Here is a 26,220-nt window from a genome sequence, read left to right as displayed (position 1 = left end):
CAGTGGTGTCTCAGCGCGCTCGAAGCCTAACGCTATTATCAAGCTATGATCCTGTGGCTCCAGCAGTCCGATCGAGAACTCGCGGGACCGTCGGAAGTGAGGCCGGTTGTCGTCGTTGGCTGACGGACCTTTCGCCGAAGACGACGGCGTGTCCTGGCCTCGAGCCACTGGCGCGGGGCGCGTTTCCATTCCTCGGGCGGCGTGCTTTGAGAATCAGAGCGCCCCAAAGGATCAGGATGTTGATGCCGGAATAGGCGCGACCGGTGGCCGCGTTGCTGGGCAGGCCAAGGTCTACCTTGGCGCTGCCCCATGGCTTGACCCATGGCACGGTGCCGCGCTCCAGCTCGGCGATGATGCGGTCGGTGATTTCCTGATAAAGGCTGGCGGTCGTGCGCCCGCTCCTGCCAGCCTCTCGGCTACCGGAACGCTTGTGTTTTGCACCCATCGTTTGGTCCTCCGCTCTTCAATCCCGCGCCTTTTCCCGGAAGCGGGGTGGGCGGCGAAAGCGACCGGAAAAGCCCACCGCCGAAGGCGGAGCGCATCCGAAGGACCGCAACGAAGAGGAGGGCCCGGAGCGTCGAGCGAAGGGTTGCGGGACGCCGCGGCGGGGCCCAGAAGGGGGTGCCGCCACCGCGCGCCGCCGGGAAAGGCCACCAAGAAAGGCGGCGAATTCACGGCCAGATTTGAAGGCTGTCGGGTCTGCGACTGTCGCTGCCATCGCTGTTGATGTCATGACACCAAAACCGGGAATCGTTTCCAATCGGCGACTGGTCTCGTTGCCGCGATGCTCGCGCGCAATTTCGATTTCCAGTGCTTTAATGCGCTGACCCAGTTCGATGAGGCTTGCAGTCATGGGGGTGAGTGCAATCCGGACGAGATCGGGAAGGTTGTTCACTTCATTTTTCGGCACATTCAGGGCCGTCAGCAAAATACGAATCCCTTGCGGCATCGTGAATGCCGAATTCTGCCAGATGCGCGCGAATTGCATTGGCCAGCATAGTTCGTTGTCGGACCAGAAGAGCTCGGCAGCGATGCAGCATCAAAACCGATTGTTGAGCCGCTGTCTTCACGGCAACGAAGCGCATGTTCGGCCTCGTCACCGCTTCGCAAATGGCTTCGGCATCGGCCATGTCATCTTTGTTGCGTTTGACGTAGGGTTTTACAAAGGCAGGCGGCATCAGACGACACTTTTCATACGGCGCTGCGAGGATCAATATATCCGGAAAAGCAGCCGCTTTACACTCGATATTACCGTGTGCCCAAATCGACCGATCTCGCGAGCCCAGTGATGCGCTTGTTGCGGAAGTTGAAGCGGGTCTCGGTGTACGTCTTCAACGTGCCGAGCTCGGTTTCCTGGCCGGTCCAGGTCTTCAGCGCGAAGCGAGCACGCTTCCAGTAGGTATCCTGCTCGTCGCCGTCCTCGACGTCGACCGTCCCCGCACCTGTGTATGTGCCGATGTCGCCTACGCCGATGTCGTAGCGGACAAGCCGCCGATGCGCAGGCAGGCCTCGGTGCCGGGGATGTAGAAGTAGCCAGTGCCGTGGACGTCACAGATGCGGACGTATTCAGCGGGTTCCGGCTCGGCAACGATGACGGCGTCGGCGGCGCGCGCACCGGAAACTGCGACCAGCGCCGCAGCGGAGCCGAGAAGAAGGCTCTCTGAAGTCCATTTTGATCTCCTTGACTGATTTGAAAAAGGGCGAGGACGTCGATCGACGAACCGCTCCCTGTCCCCACGATTGAAAAAGATGCCATCACGAAGCATCCTTTCCGGCTCGGACGCTATTCACCGGGCGGAATAGTGCAAGTTAAAACGCCGCCTTTCAACCATCTCTTGTCCGTATCAATTGTATTTTTATCCCGTAATCTCAGTATTACTTGCAACAAATTGAACAGATATATCTGTATACAAAATGCACAATTGGTACATTGACTATTTCCGTACGCATCAAATGTGCATGAGCAACCACCGACGCCTTGACCAACGTCAGACAGATCCAATCAGAGAAATAGCCTGGGCGGCCGATACAACGACTTCTGTGTTCGTACCTTCCCTGAGCAATTCGATAGGAACGCGGCCCTTGAGAAGAGGCGAGGGACTGATCAGCCACAGCCAAGCCAATCTGGGATCGGAGATCGAGGAGAGCACCTGCCGGATTCCGGGCAAGGGCCTGCCGTCGATGAACTGAGCCAGGGGAAATACATGATTGCGGGAGCCGCTTCGAAAGGCAACCACATCATTGTGCTGCTGCCACCAATGCAGCGTTGACCGCGGTATCCCAAAACGCCTCTCGAGATGCGTCGACCCCGCAACTGGACCGGCCCACTCTGCAATGCGTGCGCCTTCTGTCGGATAATCTTTCAGTACCGAATGCCCGAGTGGATGGTCGGCTGGCCGGGGTCGCGAAGCGAGCTCACACGCCTGAGCGTTCAGCCGTCGCGCTGCTTCGGCCTCAAGCCTGCCAAGCAATTCAGCGGCCACGGCGGTCAAATCGGCGGAAGCAGAACCCGAAGCCGCAACAGCGGCCCTGTCAACCTGCCTCGCCTCATCACATTGGGCGAGAATGCGCTGCACCTCCCTCAGGACAAAGCTTGAAAGCTCGCTCTGGCGCTTTTCATCCGCAAGATCACTCGACCCGGACATATGTGGCTTTCCCATAGCATTCCCTCAGCAAGCCGCTGAAATAGCGTTGAAGACCTAAGACTTGGTGGACGGCGATGTGTTGCGTTTTCGCATGCCCGCGATCTAGCGGCCGCCTCGCAGCTTCAACTTGCGCCTCTCAACAAAAGGGGAACGTCGATGAATGACGAGCCATGTCCCCACGATCGAAACAGATGCACATGGCAGTGCATCCTTCGCATAGTGATGCTCATTTGTGCAAGTTCAAAGTTTACCTTTGCAGAAATAATATAATTTATACGTTGCTTTTATGCAACTATGCTCTCTCAGATTTACTTGTCCACACTGAACATTTTGCACATTTAAGCGAAGCTCGTAACTTAGATGCTACGCATTTTCTGCCGAATACATGCTTAACTGTTGTCGCGTAGCGTCAATCAAGTGCTTGGCACCTCCCTCATGACTAAGGTGAAAGCCCGCCCTGGGGTCTCATTTGCGTGTCACTCGATCCCCTCATGCGGGCTTCCCGGCAGGGAGAGCAGGTTTTAGCCGGCACCTCAGCCGACTATCTGCAGCCGAAGGATCAGGCGCCGCGTCCTTATCACCCGCGACAAGCAGGCCCCGTACTCATGCTACATATTAGAAGGCGCTTCCTGCTGAAGTCTGCAATGTGGGAGGGTTCGCTGCAGCTTTCCTGCGTTTTTCTCACTGGCTCTGAGGAGCGCCGCCTTGCCGAGGAGGCGGAGAGTAGCTGCCCGTCGGTATGATATCGGGACTGACTGTCGCCGAGTCACTCGTTTCGAGATATTTGATGCTGCCGCCGGCGCCGCTGGTCGGAGCAGGAGAAGCTGCTGATCGTCGAGGGGAGCTATGGACTGCGCGGCAGGCATCGGCGATGTCGCGGCGCCGCGGCGTTCCAACCCACTGCTGTTTGCTTGGCGCAGGGGGCATGGCGAGGGTCGGCTTGACGAAGCTGGCGTCTGCGGTTCTCGTGCCGGCGATGATTGTATCGGATCAGCGGAAGAAGCCAGAACCGGCTGGCAGGCGCATTGAGGTGGTTAGCGTGAATGCCCGCAGGGTGACCGTCGAGCCCAAGGTGGACGTGAAGGCACCGTTTCGGATCATGCGAGGCCCGGAAACGCTGCGATGATCCCGATTGCGACGGGGTGCGGGTGCGGTTGGCGACCGGACACACCGAAATACGCTACGGTTTCCCCACATGTGATCGCGACGATATTCCAGTCGGACTGGACGCGCCGGTCGCCGAAGAGCGCCTCAGCGACGGTGGGATGCAGCGTGACCCGTGGAGCGCACGAAGGACGAAGGTCCTGTCGTTCAGCAGCCGAGAGGCTGCCTCACGCCGGGGCGAAGCCGCATGGCCGAGACCGGCTTAGCTTGCCCAAGAAAAGCGGGCTTGGTTCACGAGCACCCGGCGTGCCCTCAGGCGCGGGCGCCCTTAGGAGCCTTCCTGCCGAAGCTGATCGCAAATGCCGAGCCTTGCGGCGGTTTTATAAGCTCGCACGGATCAACGCTGAATGCTTGCGCCAGTCGTCCGAGCACGCTGACGCTTGAAACGCGGGCACGCTCGATCGAGCCCACATAACGCGCGCTAAGATCCGCGCGTGCAGCCAACTCTTCCTGCGTCAGATCCTGTTCATGGCGCAAGCGACGCATGTTGATCGCCATGACCTCTTTGAGATCCACGGCGAAATAGGCGCTGAAAAGGAATTATCGTTCTACGAATGATCGTTCCTATTCTTTATGGTTGGCAGCTGTCGACGGCGCTCGTTCGGTCCGCAACCGGGCGATCGCCACAATCTGCTCGAACCCAACAGTCAAAGCGCGCACATGAAGCCAAGCATCATGGACGAAGTCCCCTGGTCGGACAGCATCACAAGCTACGACAGGCAACATCGCACCATTTACCTGCGCATCCTCGACGCCTGCGCCGACAACGCCAGCGTGGAGGAGATGGCCGATCTCATACTCGGCAACGACCCGATCCTTGAACCGGTCCGCGCCCGCAAGGCTGTCCGCAGCCATATCGACCGCGCGAATTGGATGGGTGACGATCGGTTGCAAGCAACTGTCCGCCAGTTGAATTACAGGGCGGGTTGCGGTGCTTTTTAGACGAGAAAGTCCCGGTACCCGCCATCCATCAGTGCGCGGCCGCGCGAAACGGCGCGGCGGATGCGATCGCGCAGGTGATCGCGAGGATCGTTCCAGTCGGAGTGGACGCGCCCTTCTCCCATCAGCGCCTCAGCAATCTCGCGGTGGGATGCACCAGCGAGCGACTCGTCAAGGGCGCGAAGAACGAAGGTCAATCGGGCTCCGCGTCTTTCGGGCGGAAACAGGCGGGCGGCAGTTGTCCATCGAAACAAAGGGCATTGAGGCACTCGAGCCCCCACAAGCGATGTTTCAAAAGTGCTGGGGGCCAAATCGCCTCTGCACGCAGGCAAACGGGTCGCAGGATAGGCGCGCAGGTTCATCATGTCGTCGGTCATCGGTGATCCTTCCAGTCAGGTGTTGGTGTCGACAACCAGACCCTACCGAGCCAGGCGCGGCGGGCGGACAGCATGTCGGGCTCGATCGACAACGGCGCGCCGCGGGTGTCGGCAAGGCCCTGTTGGAAATATCGCCCCTCAAGGAACAGCGCGGCCGCCTCACGCAGAACGACCGCCTCGCCTGTCGATCCGCGGAAGCCAGTTGGCCAGCGCAGCCGCCGCTCAGCCGGGGGCGCGAACTCGCTCAGGAAGTCATCGGTCGACGGGATGACGAGCCCGGCAAGCGCGCTGCCCGGAAGCCAGTCCTGGATGTCGCGAACGTGGTCCACACCCGCAGCGACGCCGGCTCAGATAGTCCAGGTCTTGCGACAAATTAGATGCTCCTCATTAAGACGTGTTATGTGTTCGCTTGGGGCCGACCAGGGCTGCTGAGTAATCAGTACCGCACCCATGTGCGCGGCGTTGCTGAATTTCCTCTGCTAGTGCAGGAAATCGGCGTTTTGGCCATCGTTACGCCGATTTCTGATTGCTGTCGGCAAGTATGTGACCTCTTCAAGCCCGACGAATGCTGGAATTACTGAGCTTGTCGCAAATTGTGGCTTAACGGTATGTTGATTGGAGAAGGGAAATTCGCGCTCCGGATGTTGTGGAGCGTACCGATGATTCTGAATCGAAACCCAAAAGCTGAAGCGCCAGTCGAAGGACGATTGCAAAGGCAGGCATTTCGAGGCGTGGCTGATCGGACAGGCGGTCACCTGGTATCTGAGATATCTGCTTGGCTGCTGGGATCTTGAGGAAATGTTCCGGAACCGCGGCTTCGAGGTCGATCACAGCACGATCAACCGGTGGGTATTGGCTTACGCCCCGATGATCGAAAAGGGCCTACGTCAGTTTCGCTCCGTCACCAGGCGGCGCCCGAGGATATCGACTATCGCAGCGAGCGCGGCCTCGACTGCGCGTTGTTCCTCAACTCGTTACCGGCGACTCGATCGACGCCCATGACAATCTGGCCATCTGCGGGCCGGCCGGCGTCGGCAAGAGTTGGCTCGCCTGCGCCTTGGGTCGCAAAGCCTACCGGGATGACCGCTTTATTAGCGCGTTCCAAGGCTGTTCGCCAAGCTGGTGCTGGCCCGGGGCGACGGACGCTATGCGCGTCTGCAACGCAGGCCCGGCAACGTCCAGTTGCCGATCCTCGGCGATTGGGGACTTGGGCCGCTCGACGATCAGGCCGGCCACGAGCTCCTCGAAATACTCGAAAACCGGTACGGCCCGCCGGTCAACCGTCATCACCATCCAGTTGCCCGTGTTCGGCATGGCATGACGTGACCGGAAATCGACCTACGCCGACGCCATCCTCGACAGGCTCGTGCACAATGCCGATCGCATCGACCTGACGGGGCGAAAGCATGCGCCGAAACCAGCAGCGGAACGCTTGACAAGGAGGTGACCGAAACGACAACAATCATAGCCAGCAATACCCCGGCCCAAGGGGGGCGACATCATGTCGGAGGGGCGCAATCATATCGGAACGAAGGGGCGGCTTCGTCGCAATCGGCATTGTGGCCGAGCGCGCAGGCCAGCCAGCTCTTCCCGACGCCGGCTGGTCCGATCAGGAGCAGGCTATGGCTGATCCAGTCCCAGGTCGCCAGCCTCATGACGAGATTGCGATCAAGACCGCGGATTGCCCGGAAATCGGCGTTTTCGATCTGGGCGTCATGACGTAATCTAACAGGACCATCGGCGCATCAAGCGCCGCATCCGGTCAATGCTCGGCTTCAAATCACCAGCATCAGCAGCGATCGTCCTAAACGGCATCGAAATGGTTCACGATGCGTAAGCAACAGGCGAGGTTCGCCTTCAATCCGAACCATCGCTGGTCGAGCAGTTCCAAATCCTTGGCCTCGTGTCAGACTACTCTGCGCTCCCATTCAGCCCTTGCAACAAAACCCTTCGTGAAGCTCAATTCCCCGCGCTCTCCATGCGGCGCCCGTGAATTGCGTGCTCCAACCACCCTACTTCCATTTCAGGCACGGAAGACAGCAAGAGATCGGTATATGCGTCGAACGGTGGTGTGAGCACTTGTGTCTTCGAGCCGTAGCGGACCACCTCTCCGCGATAAATCACCGCGATGGAGTCGGCTATAGCTTTCACAGTCGCGAGGTCGTGCGAGATGAAAAGGTACGCCACGTCCTCAATCTTCTGCAGGCGAAGCAACAGCTTGAGGATGCCGTCAGCCACCAGCGGGTCGAGAGCGCTCGTCACCTCGTCGCAGATGATGAGCTTCGGCTTTGCCGCGAGCGCGCGGGCGATGCAGACCCGCTGCTTCTGGCCGCCCGAAAGCTCCGCCGGATAGCGGTCGATGAAGCCCTTGCTCATCTCGATCTCGTCGAGCAGTTCGGTAACTCGGGCATCGCGCTCCTTTCCTCGCATACCGAAATAGAATTCGAGCGGCCGGCCGATGATGGTGCGAACCGTCTGGCGTGGGTTCAACGCGACGTCGGCCATCTGATAGATCATCTGCAATTGGCGAAGATCGTCCTTGGAGCGGTCGGCAAGCTTGGGCGTGAGTGTGCGGTCGGCGAAGGTGATGCTGCCGGCGACGGGCGGCAGCAAGCCCGTGATGGCGCGGGCGAGTGTGGATTTTCCGGAGCCCGATTCGCCAACGACAGCGAGCGTTTGGCCGGGCTGGACATTAACCGAGACGTCCTGGAGAACCTTCACCGCACCGCCGCCATAGGCAGCCGTGACGTGCTCGACAGAAAGCAGCGGCTTCGGCGTAGGCCCCTTCTCCTCATGCTCGATCGAGCGCACCGACACTAATGCTTTGGTGTAGTCCATGCGCGGCGCCTTGATGATCTGCTGCGTTTCGCCGTGCTCAACCATCTTGCCATCCCGCAACACCATGATCTCGTCCGAGACCTGGGCCACCACGGCAAGATCGTGGGTGATGTAGAGGGCCGCGACGCCGGTGTCGCGGATAGCATCCTTGATGGCTGCCAGCACGTCGATTTGCGTCGTCACGTCGAGTGCCGTGGTCGGCTCGTCGAACACGATCAGGTCGGGTTCGGAGCAAAGCGCCATCGCAGTCATCACGCGTTGCAATTGGCCGCCAGAGACCTGATGTGGATAGCGGCAGCCGATGCTTTTAGGGTCGGGCAAGCGGAGTTTAGTGAACAGCGCCACCGCGCGCTTCTCTGCCTCGGCTTTCGCACCAACTCCATGCAGAAGTGCTGCTTCCACGACCTGGTCCATGAGTCGAAGGGCAGGGTTGAAAGCGGCAGCAGCCGACTGCGCGACATAGCACACCTCACTGCCGCGTACCCTACGCAAATCCCGGACGCCGCCCTTGAGGATATCGCGGCCGTTCAGGAATACCTCGCCGCCGGTGATACGGACTCCGCCGCGGCCATAGCCCATTGAGGAAAGGCCGATGGTCGACTTTCCGGCGCCGGATTCACCGATCAGCCCCAGCACCTTGCCGCGCTTCAATAGCAGCGACACTCCGTCCACGATGGTGACGTCGCGCGGCTTCTCGCCCGGCGAATAGACGGTCGCCTCGACCTTGAGGTTCCTGATATCGAGCAGAATGTCCGGTTCGCGCCGCGGTTTTGTCCGAACCTTAACCATCATTCCCGTCCTCCCTTGAGACTGGCGGTGCTGGTAAGCACCCAGTCGGCTACCAGGTTAACGGAGATTGACAGCGTCGCGATCGCAGAAGCCGGGATGAGAGCGGCAGGTATCCCGAAGACAATTCCGTCTTTATTCTCCTTCACCATGCCACCCCAATCGGCCTCCGGCGGTTGCACACCGAGCCCGAGGAACGAGAGCGTCGAGAGGAACAGCACCGAAAAGATGAAGCGCAGGCCAAGTTCCGCCACCAGCGGCGACAGTGCGTTGGGTAGGATCTCGCGGAATATGATCCAGCCGAGCCCCTCACCACGCACCTTAGCTGCTTCCACGAAATCCATTGCGTTGATGTCGACGGCAACCGCACGCGAAAGGCGGTAAACGCGCGTCGAGCTCAAAACCCCCATGACGAGAATGAGCGTCACGTTGTTCGAGGGCAGCACTGCGAGGACGACAAGGCCGAATATCAGCGTCGGTATCGCCATCAAGAGGTCGACAAAGCGCGACATCAGCGTGTCGACCAGACCGCCTACCACCGCCGCCATGAGGCCGAGGATCGCGCCGAGCGAGAAAGACAAGGCGGTGGCCATGGCGGCAATGAAAATGGTGGTTCGGGCGCCATAGACCATGCGCGACAGCAGGTCTCGCCCGAGATTGTCGGTACCCAGCCAGTGCGTCGACGACAGCGGCCCCCATACATCGCCCGCGATCTGGCTCATCGGAAAAGGTGCAATCAGCGGGGCGAAAAGTGCGCATAGGAGGAACAGCGCGAAGAGAATGAGGCCGATGCCGGCACTGACGGTGAGATTCTTCAAATCGAACATAGCCGTTCTACTTCGGATGTCGCAGGCGCGGGTTGGCGAGGATCGCGGCGACATCGGCGACGATGTTCAGGCCGATATAGATTGCGGCGAAGACCAAGCCGACCGCCTGCACCACCGGCACGTCGCGCTTGACGACATGGTCTACCAGATATTGCCCCATGCCCGGATATACGAAGATCACCTCGACCACGACGACGCCAACAATGAGGAAGGCGAGGTTGAGCATGACGACGTTGATGATGGGCGCGACCGCGTTCGGGAGGGCGTGCTTGCGGATGACGGCGGATGCCGAAAGCCCCTTGAGCTCAGCCGTCTCGATGTAGGCTGATTGCATCACATTGAGGATGGCGGCACGCGTCATGCGCATCATGTGGGCGAGGACCACCAGTACTAGCGCTGTCGCCGGCAGCACGATAGCCTTGAGTTTGTCGAAGAATGGCATGCCGTCATAAACAGTCGAGATCGCCGGCAGCCATTGCTGCGTCACGGCGAAGGATAAGATCAGCAGATAGCCGATGAAGAACTCTGGCAGCGAGGTCGAGGCGAGCGCCAGTCCAGAGATCAGCTTGTCGACCCAGCCATTGCGGTAGCGCACCGCCAGCAGCCCAAGGACGATGGCGAGCGGCACGGCCACGATTGCCGCCCAGAAGGCGAGGAACAGCGTGTTCCACAGCCGTGGCATCAGTGTTTTGGCGATCTCCTGTCGCGTAGTCAGCGTGGAACCCAGATCGCCGGTCAAAACCCCTCCCAGCCAATGGAAGTAGCGCGCATAGGCTGGGTCGTTCAGCCCAAGCTCCTGACGCAGATTGGCGACTGCCTCAGGCGTGGCATCCTGACCGAGGATGGACTGCGCTACGTCGCCTGGAAGAATCTGGGTGCCCGCGAAGATCAGCACGGAGACGGCGAAGAGGAGAAGAATGCCCAGCGCGACGCGCTGGGCAATCAGCGTCAGAACGGGCGAGCCCACAAGCACTCCGTTCACGCTTCGAGCCAGCATTGCACCAAAGCGTAGCCACTCATTAAATTGAAAGCCTTGGGGCCACCGCCATAGCCGCCGACCTGGGCGGAGGTGGCGTCGATGAACTGGTTGAACATCGGCGCGATTACGCCGCCCTCGTCCCGAACGATGATGGCCATCTCGCGATAGAGGTTCTTGCGCTTGTCCTCGTCAGGTTCGGTGCGCGCCTCGATGAGAAGCTTGTCAAACTTCTCGTTGAAGAAGTGCGTGTCGTTCCAGGGCGCCGTGGACAGATAGGCGGTCGAGTACATTAGGTCCTGCGTCGGGCGCCCGACCCAGAAGGCGTTGTGGAAGGGCTGCTTTATCCAGACTTCCGACCAGTAGCCGTCGCCCGGCTCGCGCTTGACCTCGATGGCCATGCCGGCCTTTGCGCAGCTCTGCTGGTAGAGCTGGGCGGCTTCGATGGCGCCGGGGAACGCAACCTCGGAAGTCCTGAGCAGGATCGGCCCGCTGTGGCCCGACTTCTTATAGTGGAACTTGGCTTTGTCCGGATCAAAGGAGCGCTGCTCGATGTCGGCGGAAAATAGCGCGTAGGTTTCGTTGATTGGGAAGTCGTTACCTATTGACCCATAGCCGCGAAGGATCTTGTCGACCATCTCCTGCCGGTCGATGGCGAGCTTGAGCGCCAATCTGAGATCGTTGTTGTCGAACGGAGGCGTGTCGCAGAGCATGTTGAAGGTATAGAAGCCGCGCCCCGTCACATTCTGGATGGTGACGCCGGGTATCCGCTTCACCAAGTCAACGACCTTCGGATCGACCTTGCTGACCATGTGCACCTGGCCGGCGCGCAGCGCGGAGATGCGGGCCGTATTGTCGTTGATGATGATGATCTCGACCTGATCGGCATGGCCGACCTTGTCGCCCTGCCAGTGGTTCTTAAACTTTTCGCCGCCATGCCGCACGCCCGGCTCGTTGACTGTGACTTTGTAGGGGCCGGCGCCAATGCCGGCGGCTGGATCATCCTTGCCGCCGTTCGGCTGTATGACCAGATGGAAATCCGTCATCAGATAAGGGAATTCGAAATTGGCCTCCTTCAGAGTCACGACAACCTCGTTGCCATTCGCCTTGATGGTGTCGATGTTCTTCAGCACGCCCAGCGCACCCGACTTTGACTTGGCGTCGGAATGACGCCCGATCGTCGCCACCACGTCTTCCGCTGTCACAGTTTTGCCGTTGTGGAATTCGACCCCCTTGCGGATTTTCATCGTCCAAGTCTTGGCGTCCTTCGACGAGCCGACTTTCTCGGCGATGCGGTATTCGATGCCACCGTCGGAGGTCACCTCCATCAATATTTCGCCCCAGCATCTGGTGAAATGGGACGAAGTAGCCGCTGGGTCGAGACTGTCGGTCGTCGCACCGCCCTGCACGCCGGCCTTCAGAATGCCGCCCTTTTTTGGCGTCTGCGCCTTCGCGGCGCCGGCAAGAAGCGAGTTGGCGAAAGTGGCACTGACGCCGAGCGCTGTCGCACGCCCGAGAAATTCACGTCGGCTCATAAGGCCCGCAGCGACGCGGCGGCTCAGATAGTCGAGTTCCTGTGGCAAGGGATGGTCCTCGTCATGTTGGTGTTGACAATTCAGCCTTCTGTTTTGGTGACGGTATCATTGTCAACGAGGCGCTCTAGTGCGAACTGTCGGCTGCAAACGCAGGAAATCGGTGTTTTTCGCCGATTGCGCGCATTCCGACGATGTTAGTGAAAGGTGAAAGATTGCTCGCAGGGGATCTGTCGGACACGGGGATGTCTGGGGCGCAGGATTGATTACGGCCCCAGCAGGTGGTGCCCTTGCCCGCCGATCCGACTGGAACCCAGAAGAAAAAGTCGCCGACAGCAACCGGCCCGACGCTTTCAAACGCGACGGCGCATTATGTTCCGGGTCCTCCACCCGCTTCGCTACCTTTTCCAACAGATGGTCAGTGCCGAACAGTGTCGAAGTACCTTCGCAGATCGAGGTCCGTATCTGCTCGAGCAGAGCGTCTGCCCCTTGCGCTTGAATGACCGTAAGCGCCTCGCCGATCGCCTTTGGATTTGGGCTTGACGTTTTTCGGAATCGCCAGCGCATGAGTTCGTCGATCTGGCTCTGCTATGGCCGTTGATGATGGCGTCGAGAGTTTCGGCGAGGTAGGCAACGGGATTGACATCGTTGAGCCTGCACGGTGGCCGCGACGAATGATAGCAGTGCCTTCTGTAATGGGCCCTTACTCGTCAAGTCCTTCGAGTGATCACCACGCCGCTGGGATCATGCTTCTGTCCGTGGTCAGCACGAAGACTGCCACATCATGCCATCAGATCCTTGAGCCGGCAGTCAATCTAGGACGCGTGATTTGCCGAAGCTTTCACAGCACTACTCCCGACCTTGCCAAGCCCTCGTCCCAGCGACGGAACCTCGAAGAAGCAGCGCCTATGGCGGCCCGCCTCGCCGCCTTGTTCCTCCTTTTACGCGGTTACGGTGTCCTTGCCCCAATGGGACTGACTGACATCAGCCCGCATGCGATGGAGGGCGGTGGCGAGCTTGCGGCCAGCGCCACCTTTGCCCGTTTCATGCCGCGCCGCTTCGCCACGCCCATCGCCCAGCGCTTCAGGGCGGAGAACCGCGTGGCGCGCGTCAGCATGATGTGCGCCGCTTCATAGAGCGCGGTTCGCACCATTCCATCGCCGACCTTGCTGATGCGCCGTCGATGTCGGTCTCGCCGGATTGATATTTCTTGGGCGTCAGTCCGAAGTACGCACCGACGGTTCGGGATTTTGCAAACCGCCCCGGATGTCGACCGCCGAACGATAGGTGAGCGCCACCAGAGGCCCGACACCGGGCGCGCTCATCAGCCGCTGGCAGACAGGATCGACACGAGCGATCTTCAGCGTCGCGCGGTGCAGCCGGGTAAACTCGTTCCACAATACGGCCCGGGCCTGCAGCATCGCGCCGATCACCGTCGCAAGCATGTCATGGCCTTCGATGAGTTCGCGAATGCGCGCCTCGAAACGCCCCCGGCTCACCTCGCCAACCTTGAGCCCGTAACCGCGTAGGATTCCGCGGATGCTAAGCTCGACGTCGAGCAGCTTGGCCTGCAACAGCTTGCGGCCAACCAGCAGTGCCCGCACCTCCTGGGCATCTGCAGACTTGGCGTGTACAGGACGGTACCAGCCCATGCGCAGCAGCTGCCAGATCCCGCGGGCATCCTTGCGATCCGTCTTCACCGGCATCGCCGACAGTGCCGCCTTCACATGCCGTGTCTCCAGCAACACCACCTCAAAGCCGGCGTCGACCAGACCCTCGCGCAACCACTGCGACAGTTGGCCCGCCTCAAAGCCGACGCGGATGACCGGCAATCCCAGATCGGCGAAATGCTGCAACAGTGCCTCTGGCTCGCTCGCCACCTTCGTCTCTCGCACTATCTTGCCCGACGAATCCACCACGCAAACGCTGCTCAGTTCCAGCGACACATCAATTCCTGCATAATAGTCCATGGTTGTCCCTCGCTTGATGCTTGGGGCCGACACAATCGGACCCCCGTTCAACATCATCACTCTGAGGGACAGCCGCCTTCCTGGCTATGAGAGGAGCGCCGGCCCATTACGGCATCTAGTTTTCGGCCCCGACTTCATGGCCAGCAAACAGAGCATTTTTTCTGGTCAAGCATACTGGACGGATGGCGTTTTTCGACTGGGTTGGTGTCCAACTCGAGCCGTCCGTCGCCGAGGAAGCGAGTGAGCCCTTCCCAATGGGCAAGATCATAGCGGACGCGCGGCCACGGCGGCGATCTCGTCGGCGCTGTGGACGCTCAGGTCGTGCAAGGCTCTGCTCTTGGCAGCTCGGCGATCGGCACGCTGGTTAAGGATGAGGTCTCGTTCCCAGTGACCCGGCACCGCGCGATCGGCCGCTTCGGCGGGGCGTTGACTGATCATGATTTCCGGCAAGACAAAGCTCTTACCTTGACTGCGTACGCGGGCCCTGGGGACCCGCAGCACGCGCCCCGTTCGCAAGCAGGCCGACAGTTCGCGGCGTAGCGCTCCCCGACCCTGAACGAAGAGAGCTTGATAGATGGCTTCGTGGCTGATGCGCATCGTCTTGTCGTCCGGGAAGTCGATCGGCAAGCGTCGGGCGATCTGTTCCGGGCTCCAGGCCCTGGCCCATCGCCGATCCTTTCGCGGACCGTGCCGGCGGCCCTTCCACCGAACGGCCGGACCAGGAACGGCGGCGCCACTTTGGGACCTGACGACGCCGGCCAGTCGCTGCTCCACATAAGTGCGCAAGGTAGTGTTGAGCGCAAGCTTGGTCGGTTTGGGCCGACGGGCCGATCGGTCGGCGTGCCATTGGGCTGTCGATGCACGATATTCCAGCCCGCCGCTGCGCGTCGCGGCATTGCGTCGTAGCTCACGGGAGATGGTCGAGGCGGATCGGCCAAGTCGGCGTCCGATCTCGCGTCTCAAAAGGCCCTGAACGCGAAGAAGTGCGATCTCCTCACGTTCCGCAAACGCAAGGTATCGCTCTGACGGCGGCTTGGTGGAAGATCTGAACATCGCTGGTGCCATGCCGCCCGCCTGTCGGAACAATCTGGTTCCAACAGGCTGCGACATACCAGCCGCCAGCGCAGCATCTTCGCTGGTCAGCCCCTGCGCTATCCCCAACCAGAATCGCGGAGTTCAGATCGCCCCGCCACTGGCGGACGTCCCGGTGACGGCAACGGCGCCCGTCCAGAACGGTGTGATCGTCGCTTTCCAATCCCCATCGCAACCTCCTTCGTTCAGGTGTTGCGACGACCGCTTGAATCCGCCTTGCGATCCGCGGTCCGAGTGGTGAATGCAGCCAGGCGGCGGCTGCCTGCGGGCAATAGCGGCTTGCAAGGCCGCGGGTAGTTAGGCGTGCGTCGATGGACCGACCGATGGCGTAGCCGACGACGAGGCGTGACCAGGCATCGAGGATGATGGCGGCGTAGATGAAGCGCGTCGGCAGCGCCACATAGGTGATGTCGCTGACCCAAAGCTGGTTCGGACCCATCGGCAGAAAGTCTCGGGCCAGGTTAGGATAGATCGGCCAGCCGTGACCGCTGTCGGTCGTGGCGATGAACCGACGCCTGATTTTCGGCTGCAGATCGTGCTCGCGCATCAAGCGCCGGATCTTCTTGTGATTGACGACAAGGCCCCGCTGCCGCAAGGCGGTGTCAACGCGACGGTAGCCATAGCTTTCGAATACATCGCAGACTTCGAACATGGCTTCGACAATTGCCGTGTCGTCGGTCGGCCGCTCCGGGCGATCATAATAGGTCGAACGCGCAATGCCCATCAGCCGGCATCCCTGCGCGACGGAGACGCCACGGGGCCGGTGACAACGGACGTTGTCCCGCTTCTCGGCAACGGTGCGCTTTTCAGAGCCCCCTTTAGGAACTCCAGCTCCAGAGCCTGTTTGCCGACGAGCCGTTCAAGCGCAGCGATGCGAGCTTCATATTCCTGGATGAGATCGGCCGCCTGCGCATCCTCATCAAGAGCGCCTTCCTCATACTTGCGGACCCAGACGCGGATCAATTGGCGCTGGATATCGTGGCGCTTTGCCAATCCATGCAGCGTCTCGCCCGATAGATATTCCTGCGCGACCTGACGCTTAAACTCGTCGCTGTGTGTGCGATATCTTGCCATGGTTCTCTCTTCGAAAATCCGACAAGACTGGTCAATCCCTCAAGCCGATCTGTCCACCCTCAGGGGGCGCACTCCACACCCTTGTCCTCTTTCCACGGTCTTTCTTGCCGCGAGGTCGTGGCCTCGCACAGCGCCATCGCTTTTGCATTCATCTCGATATCGATTTCGGCGTAGATGTTGGTGGTCTCAAGGCTGACATGTCCGAGCCAGGCGCGGATGGTGTTAAGGTCGACACCTGCCTGCAACAGATGACAGGCGCTTGTGTGACGGATCATGTGCGGGCGTGATCGCCCTTGCGGCAAGCGTTGGTACGTGTGCCGCACATCGCTTGACGAGCCGGTAAACCCCGAACCGCGTATAGCGCTTGCGATGACGACTGAGGAAGACCGGTTCGCTGCTTGCGCGTCCCGGAATGAGTTCGCCAAGTGCATCCTCTGTGCGCGGCCATAGCGACACTGGCGGATTTTGTCGCCCTTGCAGCAAAGGGTGACGAGCGCATGATTGTCGCCGTATCGGCCGATTTGGAGATCGCTGACCTGCAATCTTGTTGCCTCCGAGACCCGTGCCCCGGTGTTGTAGAGGAAGAGCAACAAGGCATGTTCGGCCCGACCGTGCAGCGTCCGGCGGTCAGGAACCGCCAGCAGAGCCTCCATCTCATTCGAGCGCTCGATCCGCCCGATCGCGCTCAACCGAAAGAACGCACTCTTCGCAGGCTCTGACGATGGTGCTTCATACTGCTCATCCCGTCATGCTGTTGAAAGATCGAGTAGATTGGCTGGCGCTCGTCGGGTGGCGGGCGTCGTGAGCGGCGTAGGTCGGCCTGCCGGCGTATCTCCTCTCGCTCAAGGTCGGCGTGTCGAATGATCCAGGGTGCGCCTTTGCAATGTTGTTCTGCCGGGAGAGCGCCCTCGGTGATGAGACGGCGGATGGTCGATTGGCTGAGGGTCAGGGCTGCGGCCGCCTCATCGAGCGTAACCTCTCCGCGTTCGGCGCGCTCGCCGTCACGATAGACGGCGATGTAATGTTGATGGCGCAGGAAGCAGATACGCCCCCGTGTCCAGCTCTTGCCATGCCCGGTCGTCTTACCGGATCGGTTGAGTACCGCGGCGATCGTTTCGTCAGAAATCTGGCGAGCCAGGGCGCGAACCAAGTCGACCACTTCCGCGTCGGTAGTCCACCGCGTCTGGCCGGCGCGGTTCCGCTTCACCATCAGACGGGTATGGTCACCGCCCTGCCAGTGGATGATCAGCTCCAGGTTATCGCCGACGACATCGACGATGATCTCGGCGATGACCGTGCGGATGATCTTCTTGCGCGTCTCTGGCGTGGTGCCGGGGCTCTCCCAAGCACGAACCAGGTCCTGACCGAGCGCCATGAGCCGCTCGCGGTCGGCCTCGGTCAGCGCCGGCGCCTTGTCGGAATCGAGCTGATGCATCTCGAGTTCAAGATCACGAACTGCAGCCAACCGTTCGTTCCATCGCCGCTCCAGTTCTCCAGCTACAAGGCGGTTCTCCGGATCGGCGGCGTCGTACTGACGCTGCGCCCTGGCAGCCTCGTAACGCGCTTGCTGCAGCGCTAGGTCGAGTTGGCTCTTCTTCTCCGAGCGCTGCTGACTGAGCGTTTCGACGGCCGCCAGTGCCGCTTCCACGCCCAGAGGCTGGAGCCTGTCCAGCACTTCCTTGGCAAGCACATGGTCGACGCGCATTCCGCCAAAGGTGACGCATCGCGCCGCCGCGAGTTGGTTGAAGGCGCCCACGCACTCGTAACGATAAGTCTGGCCGTAGCGGACGTGAAGCTTCTTGCCGCACCGGGCGCAGCGGAGCAGGCCGGGCAGCAGAGCTTCGCCGGTGCGGACCGCGCCTCGGCTCATGAACCGCTTGCCGTTGGTGTTATCGGCGATCAGCTGTTGATTCCTTTCGTACTCGGCCCAGGCAATATAGCCCTCGTGGTGGTCGCGGATCAAAACCTCCCAGCTGCGCCAGTCGCGCTGCATGCTCCGGACCACCCGCTTGCGCCCGTTCTCGATCGTCACGCGCGCGGTTCGGCGGCCGAAGGCGTAGGCGCCGGCATAGACGGGGTTGGTCAGCATGTGATGAACTGTCGGATAAACAGGCAAGCGCCAGATAACCCGGCCGGCCGCACTGTTGCCCAGGGCAGGCAACAGAACCTTTTCCTGCCTGCACCACACCAGCACTTGGCGGATCGTCTGAAGCTCGGCGAACTTGCGGAACACCAACGCGATGGCCTCCTGGACACGTCGATTTGCATCCTTCTCGATACGGTCTCCGCCAGCCTTCACATAGCCGATCGCCACGGTGAGGAAGAGTTCGCCCAGGCGCGCCTTCTGCTTCATCGCTTCGGTCGAGCGTTGCCGAAAGACCGAGAGTTCCATCTCGCTCATCGTGCCCTTCATGCCGAGCAGGAGCCGGTCGTTGGGCGAGGCCGAGTCGTAGACGCCGTCCTCGTCGACAATCAGCGTGCCGACCAGACCGCAGAACTCCAGGAGCGTATGCCAGTCGCGCCCATTGCGCGCCAGCCGGGAAGCCTCCAGCGAGAGCAAGGCACCGACGCGGCCCTCGCAGATTGCCGCCAGAAGCTTTTCGAAGCCGGGCCGGCGTGCGCCCCCGCCCGATCGGCCAAGATCGTCATCGATCACCTCGACGTCGGGCCACCCCAACTGGCGGGCCCGATCGGCCAGGCCATATTGCCGCCGCTGGCTTTCCAGGTTCTGGGCAACCTGGAAAGCCGTCGATTGCCGGACATAGACGATGGCGTTCCGTACCAGATGATCAGCCGTGATCTTCGTCATCGCCCGCCTCCAACTGATCTGCCACGGCCACCATCGCCTCCATCAGGAGTGCCTGCAGCTGCTCCACCGCTTTCGTCCGCTCCGCCGGCGCGAGCCTCATGGCTGGCGGCGGCTCCTCGAACAGATCCTGTTGCGCATGCGTCCACTGCTTCGCCATCAGCGCCTCCTTCGGGAATCTCTTCCCCAAGGTTGCAGGCTAGGCCTGAGTCCAGGAACGCCCTAAGATCGAAAAGTCGGGCAACCGAAATGCGCGGAAAGTCAGTGGTCTTGACCGATGCGACCGCTGGATCGATCATCCATGCGGGAATCAGGAAGGATGGGCACTCGCCTGAGCGCAGGGTCAAATGACGACTGCCGTTGTGGAACTGATCGGCAATCACGATCGCGGGCCGCCGGAACCGCGGGTGGAACGGATAGGCGACCTCTACCTCATGCCCTAGAATCCGGGCATCATGAGGTCCCGTCGGACGGCGGCGCCGAGCATTGGCCGTCATCGCGACGCTGATCGAAACCTGCAAACTCAACGGCATCGAGCCGCTCGGCTATCTCGCCGACGTGCTCACCAAGATCGTCAACGGCTTCCCCAACAGCCAGATCGACGATCTCCTGCCCTGGGCCTACACCGCCGCTCCCGAAATCCAGGCCGTGGCCTGATAACACCGCTCTGATGTCCGCTGTCAAGGTTTGGAACGCAGGAGGTCGCCCGATCCGAGGAACGGCTGCTCATTCTGATGATCGCGTATGGGTGGAGGCGGAACTGAAGGACGTCGGTGATCAAGCTCTGATGCGCGGGTTGGCTACCGCATTCCCGATTGTGCGTCCGGGGCTGTTCCTATCTTACTGCGGGCGTCGGTCGATTTGCCGGCCACAAAGCGTCTGACGGGCATTCCCCTGCCGTGGTCCCGCCTCCGCCCATGCGCGAGATGAAAGCCATCGCAGCGGTCTACGACCTGATCGCCTGCACCTCCCTTGCAACGGCCCACATGAAGCCGGCCAGTTCACGGGCAATCGCTGTGCAAACCACCGTTGTTCTCTTGCCGCGTCCGCTCAACATTCGATAGCGGGCCGTCAGCCTGGTCTGCGCCTTCCAGGCGATCTCCCGCACCTTTGGTGGTGCCTGCTCCAGACGGTACAGCTTCTTCGCACCGACCCTGGGCGGATGCCTATAGGTCCATGCGCTCTCGACCAGCATATGGCGAACGCGGCCGTTCCCCGCCTTGGTGATGCCGCCCCGTCTGACGCTCTCGCCGGTCGATCGCTCTCCAGGGACGAGGCCGAGATACCCCATGAGTTGGCGCGGGCTCTCGAACCGCTGCACGTCGCCAACCTCGGTGGCGAATGTCACCGCAACAATCAGGTCTACGCCCCGCAGGGTCTGGAGCGCCCGCACGATCGGCGCCAGCGACCAAGCCGGAACGAACTCCTCGATCACGCCCTCAAGCCGATCGACCCGTTCTTTCGAGACACGCACCGCTTCGACCATTTCCTGAAGCGCGATCTGATGCGCCGAGTGATCGAACGGTTGCTCCTGGAGCCAGCGCAAATAGCGCATCGTCCAGCCCTTCTTGCGGGGATAGATACGCCCGTGCTTGAGCATGAAGGCGCTCACATGCTGCCGATGGACGCGAAGCGTCTCGACCGCGGCCGCCCGGGCGCGGACGAGATCCCGCATGGCTTCGTGACCTTCATCAGGAACCCAAACCGCGGTCAGTTCGCCGGCGCGCAGCAGCCGAGCCAACGCAAGAGCATCCCGGCGGTTTGTCTTCACTCGATCGCCGGGCTTCCTTGGAATCAACGATGGCGCGACCACAGTGCATTCATGGCCCAACGATCGGATCAGCCGATAGAGACCATAGCCGGTCGGGCCAGCCTCGTAGCAGAAATACACCCGATCGAACTTGGTGGCGATCCGCCAGATAACTCGGCGCATGCTCTCTTCCGACGCGTCGACCTCGCCGAAGAAGCGAACCTCTCCCTCCCGGCCAGCGTCCGCAACCGCGATGGCGTTCCTCAGCTTCGCGACATCGATTCCGACAAATGCTTCCCTATAATCTGCCACGGCTCGTCCTCCTGTGATGAGGATCGGCTCGGCCCGCCCGAGCAACCCTCGGACGCGCAGTGTAGGGCGAGCCACCTCACCGACAGAGGCGGACATACGGTCTTACGCTCCACCCGCGGCAGATGGGCCGGCAACTGGCCGCGGTTGCGCCGGCGCGTACCGGAGATGTCGTCCGAATGTCCGAATGGCCCTTGGATGACTTGCTGCGCCTTTTCGTGCGCGGCGTCGAGCACACCCTGCGCGATCTCCGCGGCTTCGAGCGGCAGGTGGTATTGATCCGGATGCACGCCGCCAATCGTTAGATCTGCCAGCGGGTCGCGCCATGCTTGGGGCGACCGCCGCCACCTGCACCCCCGGCATCAGGCTCTCGGCCGCAATCCGGGCTGTCCGCCTCCGAGCGAACCCGCCGTCCCATTGACCTTCCAGAACCTCGAGCCGGCCTGCGTAGCCAGCTGTTGGGACGTCCAAATGGACGTCGATTTTGCCGTCTGCTCCGATGTAGGCCCTCCGTCTCTTGCGGTCGGGGATTCTTGGCACATTCACCTCATGCGACGCACGAGGGGAGCGTCGTGGCGCTTACCAATGGCCTCAATTCACGGGGCGCCCGCGTTCTTTTGCCATCCTATACGCCTTGCTGGGTCCCCATATAGCAGACGTGAACATAAAGTTAGGTGCTGGGACAGGATCGACCCGGACAGGAGAAAACAGGAACGTCTTGATGCGCCTCAGCGACCTATCGCATAGCACTGCATACGGCGCGGGCTCGCACCCGCGCGCAGGATGCCGCCGTCACGCGCAGCCATACTGACCGAGTTGTAATGCCCCCATACGCCGGATATCTCAAGGTGATGACCGCGGCGATCGAGTTCGGCAAGCGTCTTGCCCGGGAACCCAGCTTCCACTGCCAAGTGGCCTGGCACCCATTCGCGTGGGTAAAACGACCCAAGCAGATGGGCTGTATGAAAGCTGGGCGCGTCGATCGCTTCCTGCAGGTTCATGCCGTGATCGACGTGCCGGAGGAAAGCATGAAGTGCCCATTGGTCTTGTTGGTCGCCGCCGGGCGTGCCGAAGACGAGATAGGGTTCGCCATCTCGCAAGGCCAACGACGGCGTAAGTGTCGTGCGGGGTCGTTTACCAGGCACCAGTGCGTTGGGGTGACGTTCGTCAAGCAGGAACATCTGACCGCGCGCGGATATGCTGAACCCAAGTCCAGGCACCACTGGCGATCCTGTCATCCATCCGCCGCTTGGTGTCGCCGAAACCATATTTCCCCACCGATCGATGATATCTAGGTGGCAGGTATCGCCATGACTCTTTGCTAGGAAGGAAGCCCAGCTCTGCCTTATCAATCCGTCGCGATTCATAGCAACGATCATCTCACTATGCGCCATGTCGGTGGAACCCGAGGCGCGCAGCGAAATATTTCCACCATAGCCATCAATTCGACCAGGGCGTATGTATTGAGACGCTTCGCCTGCGACCAGCCGCCGGCGCTCTTCGTTGTATTCGCTTGAGAGAAGGCGATCGATGGGCACGTCAGCAAATGCCGGGTCTCCGTAAAATGCGTCGCGGTCGGCGAAGGCTAGTTTGGCACATTCCTGTACGGTATGGACGAACGCCGCCCCCAGCGGTTCCATTGCGGCGATGTCGAAGCCCTTTAGCAGAGCTAGCTGCTGCAGCATCACCGGGCTCTGCGCCCACGGCCCGGGTTTGCAGACGCGATATTTTCCATAATCGATGGTTAGTGGTGTTTCGACGCCTGCCTTCCAACGTGCCAGGTCGTCACCGGTGAGGAATCCCGCATGTGCTTGGCCCGATGTATCCGTGACGGGTTGACGGAAGAAGTGGTCGATCGCCTCTGCAACGAAGCCCTCGTACCAGGCGCGCCGGGCTGCCTCGATCTGCGCGTCGCGGTCTGAACCGACGCACTCTGATTCGCACACAATCCGCTCATAAGTCTCAGCTTGTGCGGGCAGACAAAGGAGTGTTCCCGCCCGGGGAGCACTGCCGCCGAGCAAGAAGACTTCTGCCGAACTGGGCCAATGCTGCTTGAAAAAGCCCTCGACATCGCCTAGCATGCGAGCAACCGTAGGTGTGGTTATGAAGCCATGCCGCGCGATTGAAATGGCCGGTGCAAGCACATCGCGCGGCCGCATGGTACCGTAGTCGCGCAGGAGCAGCATCCATGCGCCAAAGGAGCCAGGCACGACAGCCGGCAGATGTCCGGCACCCGGCATGATATCGAAACCCATGTCTCGCAGCTTGCTGATGCTGGCCCCAGCAGGCGCAACCCCTTGTCCGCAGACAACGTCTACGCGTTTTTTTGCGACACTCCACAGCACGATTGGCACGTCCCCGCCAGGACCGTTCATATCCGGCTCGACGATGTGCAGGACACAACCGACCGCGACCGCAGCATCGAAGGCGTTCCCCCCCCGTTCCAGAATCGAAATGCCGACTGTGGTGGCAAGCCAATGCGTCGAGGTGACGACCCCGAATGTGCCGACAATTTCCGGACGCGACGTTACCATGCGAACCTCATGCGATCATCAAGGGGTTGAATGCCTGTCTCCGTACTCACGCCCTAGGAAGCCTCAAAGAACTTTTTCCGTTAAATTCCCTTATTGAGCTCACTAAGAGGCGTTCTGTGTGGAGTTTTCCACAATTTCTAACAAACTTAAGGAACTGAATTGCTGGCCGATAGCGATTCGCAAGAGCAAATGCTTGAACAATCGGCTTGAGCTGGATCACGGAAGAGTCCAGCGCGCTCGCGCGCGCTATGCCAAAACTTCCGCGCCAGCGTCCGCCGCTTCACCCGCTCAGCATGGCACAACCCATGCCGGAACGAACTCAAAACTGATAGAAACGGGACAACGTCGACTCCAACCGGAGTGGATCTGCTGGGATGGGCGACAGGATCGGCCGAAGGCACGAAGCCGCAAAGGTAGAGACTTCCTGTCCGACCCACCGGTCCGACCTATCTGCTACAGAGAAGTTGCGTATTCACTGTGTCAAGACCGGTCGCAGCTTCCTCCATCTTGAATTTCTTGAGGATTTCCATGTATTTCCCGCTCTTGCGGATTGCGCCGATACCTTTGTTATAGGCGTCCCTCAACTCAACGTCTTCTTTGTTAAAAGCGGCGCCCTGGCAGGAAAATGGGAAATCAACGACGCCAGCGTACTTAAACTTCACTTGGTCTGCGAGCCGATCGTAAAGATCGGCACCGCCTATCGATGAATAAGCGAATACATCAATTCTGCCATCCGCCAGAAGCTTCATCCCGCTTGTGCCGTCCGGATAAACCACGACCTTTTCAGCTGAGTTGCCGGCTTCCAATGCAAGTTTCTGCTCGACGCATCCTCCACACACCCCGACTTTCAATCCGGCAGCCGCGATGTCTTTGAAATTTTTAATCTTGCTCGCTAGCGCGTTAGGCAGGATGAATGCAAGGCCGTCACAGATAAGAGGTTCCGAAAAGATAACAGCCTGACACCGCTCGGGAGTTATCAGTAGACTCCCTACCGATGCGAACGTCGCACGTTTGGACTGCACTGCGGGTATCATTGCTCCGTATTCCATCACTGCTCCCGAAAAGAGCGTGATGCCTGCTTCCCGCAATATCTCCTTGTCAAGTTCCGGACCTGCCCCTGTTGGTGAACCATCGGCTCCCATAAATGCGTAGGGCGGCTCATTCGCGATGGCGATTGTGACACCATCTGACTTAGCCTGTTCCAAGGTCTGGCTACCTGCAAAACATGATCCTGCAGTACCGACCCAAAAAGCCGTCAGCAGACCAGCAAAGCGTGTAAAGCTCGGAGTTTGTGAGTTGAACATGATGACCGGTCCCCATTTGTTTCCAGTGCGCGATCCCACTTGGTCTCGTAACAGCTAACCATACGGCGATGGGGCCAGCGAAGAGCGGTCGATTTGACCGAAGGTCCCGCGGGAAAAGTGCGTATTTGCGGCCAATTCGCAGTAAAGCACCAAGTGCGCGTGAACTCGTTCATGGGCTGGCGCCTTGGTGAGCGGAAAGCGGTGCGTTTCAGTTGGTCAAATTTTCTAGTTTAGCCCATTGCTACAGTCTCAGGCCGTTCGCTTCGCCGGTGCATGCAGCCTACCCGGCGTCCTTGATGGACTCGCAGAGGACAGCCATCTCAGTGTCCGTTCCAAAAAGAGTTGAGTGATTCAGCAGGCTGTGATTCCGTCGGATTTGCGAGATTCGATGGAGATCACGATGGCCTGGACTGAAATCACCCGTGCGCATTATGAGCGGCGTTGCGCCCGCTACGCAAGCGATCTGCCCGATGCGGAATGGGCGCTGAACGGTGCAGAAGTATTTCTATCGCTGGCGCGAGGAGGGCCTGTTGCGGACCATCAGAAACAGCCTCGTCATGACCGCGCGCGAGGCTGAGGGTCGGGAAGCGAGCCCGACGGCGGGCGTGATCGACAGCCAATCGGTCAAAACCACGGAAAGCGGCGGAATTCGTGGCTTCGACGCGGGAAAGAAGATCAACGGGCGCAAGCGTCACATCGTTGTCGACACCATCGGCCTGATGGTCGGTCTCGTCGTCCATGCCGCCGACATCCAGGACCGGGACGGCGCACCGGCTGCCCTCAAGACCATCCTCGAACGCTGGCCGTGGCTGCACACGTCTTCGCCGACGGCGGCTATGCCGGGCCGAAGCTTAAGGGCGCGATGCAAACGATCGGCACGTTCACCATGGAGATCGTCAAGCGGACGGACAAAGCCAAAGGCTTCGAGTTCTGCCGCGCCGCTGGGTCGTGGAGCGTACATTCGCATGGCTGGGGCGACGCCGCAGGCTGGCCAAGGACTGGGAGAAATCCATCGCTTCCGCAGAAGCCTGGATACACGTCGCCCACATTCGCCTGCTCACACGCAGGCTCGCAAGAGCTTGATATCAAAACATCCTTTTTGGATTCAGATGGGGTGATTGGGGTCTCGACCGAGCCAGATGATGGCGGCTGCTCCTGTCGAAATGTGAAAACGTGGTCGATGTGAGTCGCCACAAACATTTGGAAGGAGCAGCCATGAAGACCGGCTTGCCGCTTGAGCGGATCGGCCTGGAAGCGTGCTCGCTGACGGCCTGGCTTCACGACGGATTGCGCGCCG

21 protein-coding genes and 11 pseudogenes are annotated in these 26,220 nt (G+C 60.5%); 7 read left to right on the top strand and 25 right to left on the bottom strand.

The window, feature by feature from the left end; genetic code table 11:
• Positions 1-202 precede the first annotated feature (202 nt).
• The 6 genes and pseudogenes from CK224_RS04475 to CK224_RS04445 form a co-directional block, all read right to left on the bottom strand.
• Positions 203-445, bottom strand: a pseudogene (locus CK224_RS04475) (ArdC-like ssDNA-binding domain-containing protein); the annotation flags it as partial.
• A gap of 18 nt (positions 446-463) precedes the next feature.
• Positions 464-928 (bottom strand): transposase, encoded by a 465-nt coding sequence (locus tag CK224_RS04470; protein ID WP_176477852.1) that lies wholly within the window; start codon positions 926-928, stop codon positions 464-466.
• Positions 897-1,214, bottom strand: a complete 318-nt coding sequence (locus CK224_RS04465; RefSeq protein ID WP_141245773.1) for a transposase — start codon at positions 1,212-1,214, stop codon at positions 897-899. Before CK224_RS04465 ends, CK224_RS04470 begins: the two co-directional genes overlap by 32 nt.
• Positions 1,215-1,296: 82 nt before the next feature.
• Positions 1,297-1,631: pseudogene (locus tag CK224_RS04460) on the bottom strand (porin); the annotation flags it as partial.
• A gap of 357 nt (positions 1,632-1,988) precedes the next feature.
• The gene (locus CK224_RS04455) at positions 1,989-2,645 is read right to left on the bottom strand and encodes a hypothetical protein (RefSeq protein WP_245425721.1); all 657 of its coding nucleotides are present in this window, start codon (positions 2,643-2,645) and stop codon (positions 1,989-1,991) included.
• Between the two features lie 1,416 nt (positions 2,646-4,061).
• Complete coding sequence (locus tag CK224_RS04445; RefSeq protein WP_095780928.1) at positions 4,062-4,325, bottom strand: helix-turn-helix transcriptional regulator; 264 nt, start codon at positions 4,323-4,325, stop codon at positions 4,062-4,064.
• Between the two features lie 159 nt (positions 4,326-4,484).
• Here CK224_RS04445 and CK224_RS04440 point away from each other — a divergent pair, with 159 nt between their 5' ends.
• A complete protein-coding gene (locus CK224_RS04440; RefSeq protein ID WP_348628372.1) occupies positions 4,485-4,751 on the top strand; it encodes a hypothetical protein in 267 nt (88 codons plus the stop codon).
• Here CK224_RS04440 and CK224_RS31760 read toward each other — a convergent pair.
• Together CK224_RS31760 and CK224_RS04430 are read right to left on the bottom strand one after the other, a co-directional pair.
• Positions 4,748-4,945 carry a DUF2285 domain-containing protein gene (locus tag CK224_RS31760; RefSeq protein ID WP_245425718.1) on the bottom strand — a complete coding sequence of 66 codons (198 nt, stop codon included), beginning with the start codon at positions 4,943-4,945 and terminating at the stop codon, positions 4,748-4,750. The genes CK224_RS04440 and CK224_RS31760 overlap by 4 nt on opposite strands.
• 176 nt (positions 4,946-5,121) lie before the next feature.
• Complete coding sequence (locus CK224_RS04430; RefSeq protein ID WP_095780927.1) at positions 5,122-5,454, bottom strand: hypothetical protein; 333 nt, start codon at positions 5,452-5,454, stop codon at positions 5,122-5,124.
• 330 nt (positions 5,455-5,784) lie between these two features.
• Between CK224_RS04430 and CK224_RS04425 the strand changes: the two are divergent.
• Positions 5,785-6,019 (top strand): annotated as a pseudogene (locus tag CK224_RS04425) (IS6 family transposase); the annotation flags it as partial.
• A gap of 2 nt (positions 6,020-6,021) precedes the next feature.
• Positions 6,022-6,572 (top strand): annotated as a pseudogene (locus CK224_RS04420) (ATP-binding protein); the annotation flags it as partial.
• 52 nt (positions 6,573-6,624) lie between these two features.
• Here the strand turns inward: CK224_RS04420 and CK224_RS04415 are convergent.
• The gene (locus tag CK224_RS04415) at positions 6,625-6,807 is read right to left on the bottom strand and encodes an ATP-binding protein (RefSeq protein WP_245425786.1); all 183 of its coding nucleotides are present in this window, start codon (positions 6,805-6,807) and stop codon (positions 6,625-6,627) included.
• A gap of 32 nt (positions 6,808-6,839) precedes the next feature.
• Here CK224_RS04415 and CK224_RS04410 point away from each other — a divergent pair.
• Positions 6,840-7,022: pseudogene (locus CK224_RS04410) on the top strand (DDE-type integrase/transposase/recombinase); the annotation flags it as partial.
• Positions 7,023-7,084: 62 nt separating this feature from the next.
• Here the strand turns inward: CK224_RS04410 and CK224_RS04405 are convergent.
• From CK224_RS04405 to CK224_RS31165, 12 genes and pseudogenes are all read right to left on the bottom strand, one after another.
• Positions 7,085-8,752, bottom strand: a complete 1,668-nt coding sequence (locus tag CK224_RS04405; protein WP_095781430.1) for an ABC transporter ATP-binding protein — start codon at positions 8,750-8,752, stop codon at positions 7,085-7,087.
• Entirely contained in the window at positions 8,752-9,576 is an 825-nt protein-coding gene (locus CK224_RS04400; protein ID WP_095780926.1) for an ABC transporter permease, read from the bottom strand. The genes CK224_RS04405 and CK224_RS04400 overlap by 1 nt, the downstream gene beginning before the upstream one ends.
• 7 nt (positions 9,577-9,583) lie before the next feature.
• Entirely contained in the window at positions 9,584-10,543 is a 960-nt protein-coding gene (locus CK224_RS04395; RefSeq protein ID WP_095780925.1) for an ABC transporter permease, read from the bottom strand.
• A gap of 11 nt (positions 10,544-10,554) precedes the next feature.
• Entirely contained in the window at positions 10,555-12,135 is a 1,581-nt protein-coding gene (locus CK224_RS04390; protein ID WP_095780924.1) for an ABC transporter substrate-binding protein, read from the bottom strand.
• A gap of 890 nt (positions 12,136-13,025) precedes the next feature.
• Positions 13,026-14,054, bottom strand: a pseudogene (locus CK224_RS04385) (IS110 family transposase).
• A 115-nt stretch (positions 14,055-14,169) separates the two neighbouring features.
• A pseudogene (locus tag CK224_RS04380) lies at positions 14,170-14,329 on the bottom strand (transposase); the annotation flags it as partial.
• Between the two features lie 85 nt (positions 14,330-14,414).
• Positions 14,415-15,316, bottom strand: a pseudogene (locus CK224_RS04375) (helix-turn-helix domain-containing protein); the annotation flags it as partial.
• A gap of 122 nt (positions 15,317-15,438) precedes the next feature.
• Positions 15,439-15,870: pseudogene (locus tag CK224_RS32450) on the bottom strand (IS3 family transposase); the annotation flags it as partial.
• Positions 15,870-16,220 (bottom strand): transposase, encoded by a 351-nt coding sequence (locus CK224_RS04365; protein WP_095780922.1) that lies wholly within the window; start codon positions 16,218-16,220, stop codon positions 15,870-15,872. The gene CK224_RS04365 and the pseudogene CK224_RS32450, both read right to left, overlap by 1 nt.
• Before the next feature lie 59 nt (positions 16,221-16,279).
• On the bottom strand, positions 16,280-16,900 hold the full coding sequence (locus tag CK224_RS04360; protein ID WP_348628378.1) for a tyrosine-type recombinase/integrase: 621 nt from the start codon (positions 16,898-16,900) through the stop codon (positions 16,280-16,282).
• Between the two features lie 5 nt (positions 16,901-16,905).
• Positions 16,906-19,029 (bottom strand): recombinase family protein, encoded by a 2,124-nt coding sequence (locus CK224_RS04355; protein ID WP_095780920.1) that lies wholly within the window; start codon positions 19,027-19,029, stop codon positions 16,906-16,908.
• On the bottom strand, positions 19,010-19,186 hold the full coding sequence (locus CK224_RS31165) for a hypothetical protein (protein WP_176477851.1): 177 nt from the start codon (positions 19,184-19,186) through the stop codon (positions 19,010-19,012). The genes CK224_RS04355 and CK224_RS31165 overlap by 20 nt, the downstream gene beginning before the upstream one ends.
• 306 nt (positions 19,187-19,492) lie before the next feature.
• Here CK224_RS31165 and CK224_RS04350 point away from each other — a divergent pair.
• Positions 19,493-19,683 (top strand): annotated as a pseudogene (locus CK224_RS04350) (transposase domain-containing protein); the annotation flags it as partial.
• Between the two features lie 289 nt (positions 19,684-19,972).
• Here CK224_RS04350 and CK224_RS04345 read toward each other — a convergent pair.
• Together CK224_RS04345 and CK224_RS31750 are read right to left on the bottom strand one after the other, a co-directional pair.
• The gene (locus CK224_RS04345) at positions 19,973-21,088 is read right to left on the bottom strand and encodes an IS110 family transposase (RefSeq protein ID WP_095780919.1); all 1,116 of its coding nucleotides are present in this window, start codon (positions 21,086-21,088) and stop codon (positions 19,973-19,975) included.
• Complete coding sequence (locus CK224_RS31750; protein WP_245425784.1) at positions 21,040-21,321, bottom strand: hypothetical protein; 282 nt, start codon at positions 21,319-21,321, stop codon at positions 21,040-21,042. The genes CK224_RS04345 and CK224_RS31750 overlap by 49 nt, the downstream gene beginning before the upstream one ends.
• Here CK224_RS31750 and CK224_RS32255 point away from each other — a divergent pair.
• Positions 21,265-21,390 carry a hypothetical protein gene (locus tag CK224_RS32255; protein ID WP_280952257.1) on the top strand — a complete coding sequence of 42 codons (126 nt, stop codon included), beginning with the start codon at positions 21,265-21,267 and terminating at the stop codon, positions 21,388-21,390. The genes CK224_RS31750 and CK224_RS32255 overlap by 57 nt on opposite strands.
• Positions 21,391-21,813: 423 nt before the next feature.
• Here CK224_RS32255 and CK224_RS04335 read toward each other — a convergent pair whose 3' ends face one another.
• Together CK224_RS04335 and ehuB are read right to left on the bottom strand one after the other, a co-directional pair.
• On the bottom strand, positions 21,814-23,619 hold the full coding sequence (locus CK224_RS04335) for a gamma-glutamyltransferase family protein (RefSeq protein WP_095780918.1): 1,806 nt from the start codon (positions 23,617-23,619) through the stop codon (positions 21,814-21,816).
• A gap of 446 nt (positions 23,620-24,065) precedes the next feature.
• Positions 24,066-24,923: an ectoine/hydroxyectoine ABC transporter substrate-binding protein EhuB gene (ehuB, locus tag CK224_RS04330; protein WP_095780917.1), complete on the bottom strand. Its 858-nt coding sequence runs from the start codon at positions 24,921-24,923 to the stop codon at positions 24,066-24,068.
• Between the two features lie 400 nt (positions 24,924-25,323).
• Here ehuB and CK224_RS04325 point away from each other — a divergent pair.
• A pseudogene (locus CK224_RS04325) lies at positions 25,324-26,006 on the top strand (IS5 family transposase).
• Positions 26,007-26,220: the final 214 nt, after the last annotated feature.

Origin of the sequence: Mesorhizobium sp. WSM3862 (assembly GCF_002294985.1) — a bacterium.
GTDB lineage: Bacteria > Pseudomonadota > Alphaproteobacteria > Rhizobiales > Rhizobiaceae > Mesorhizobium.
Note: the sequence above shows the minus strand (reverse complement) of the source record. Positions and strands in the feature narration are given on the sequence as shown.

What these genes read in the sequence shown, in the direction of transcription:
- CK224_RS04355 (WP_095780920.1), bottom strand. Translation starts at nt 19,029, where the DNA reads ATGACGAAGATCACGGCTGATCATCTGGTACGGAACGCCATCGTCTAT.
- CK224_RS04365 (WP_095780922.1), bottom strand. Translation starts at nt 16,220, where the DNA reads ATGGCAAGATATCGCACACACAGCGACGAGTTTAAGCGTCAGGTCGCG.
- CK224_RS04335 (WP_095780918.1), bottom strand. Translation starts at nt 23,619, where the DNA reads ATGGTAACGTCGCGTCCGGAAATTGTCGGCACATTCGGGGTCGTCACC.
- ehuB (WP_095780917.1), bottom strand. Translation starts at nt 24,923, where the DNA reads ATGTTCAACTCACAAACTCCGAGCTTTACACGCTTTGCTGGTCTGCTG.
- CK224_RS04405 (WP_095781430.1), bottom strand. Translation starts at nt 8,752, where the DNA reads ATGGTTAAGGTTCGGACAAAACCGCGGCGCGAACCGGACATTCTGCTC.
- CK224_RS04400 (WP_095780926.1), bottom strand. Translation starts at nt 9,576, where the DNA reads ATGTTCGATTTGAAGAATCTCACCGTCAGTGCCGGCATCGGCCTCATT.
- CK224_RS32255 (WP_280952257.1), top strand. Translation starts at nt 21,265, where the DNA reads ATGTCCGAATGGCCCTTGGATGACTTGCTGCGCCTTTTCGTGCGCGGC.
- CK224_RS04455 (WP_245425721.1), bottom strand. Translation starts at nt 2,645, where the DNA reads ATGTCCGGGTCGAGTGATCTTGCGGATGAAAAGCGCCAGAGCGAGCTT.
- CK224_RS31165 (WP_176477851.1), bottom strand. Translation starts at nt 19,186, where the DNA reads ATGGCGAAGCAGTGGACGCATGCGCAACAGGATCTGTTCGAGGAGCCG.
- CK224_RS04440 (WP_348628372.1), top strand. Translation starts at nt 4,485, where the DNA reads ATGGACGAAGTCCCCTGGTCGGACAGCATCACAAGCTACGACAGGCAA.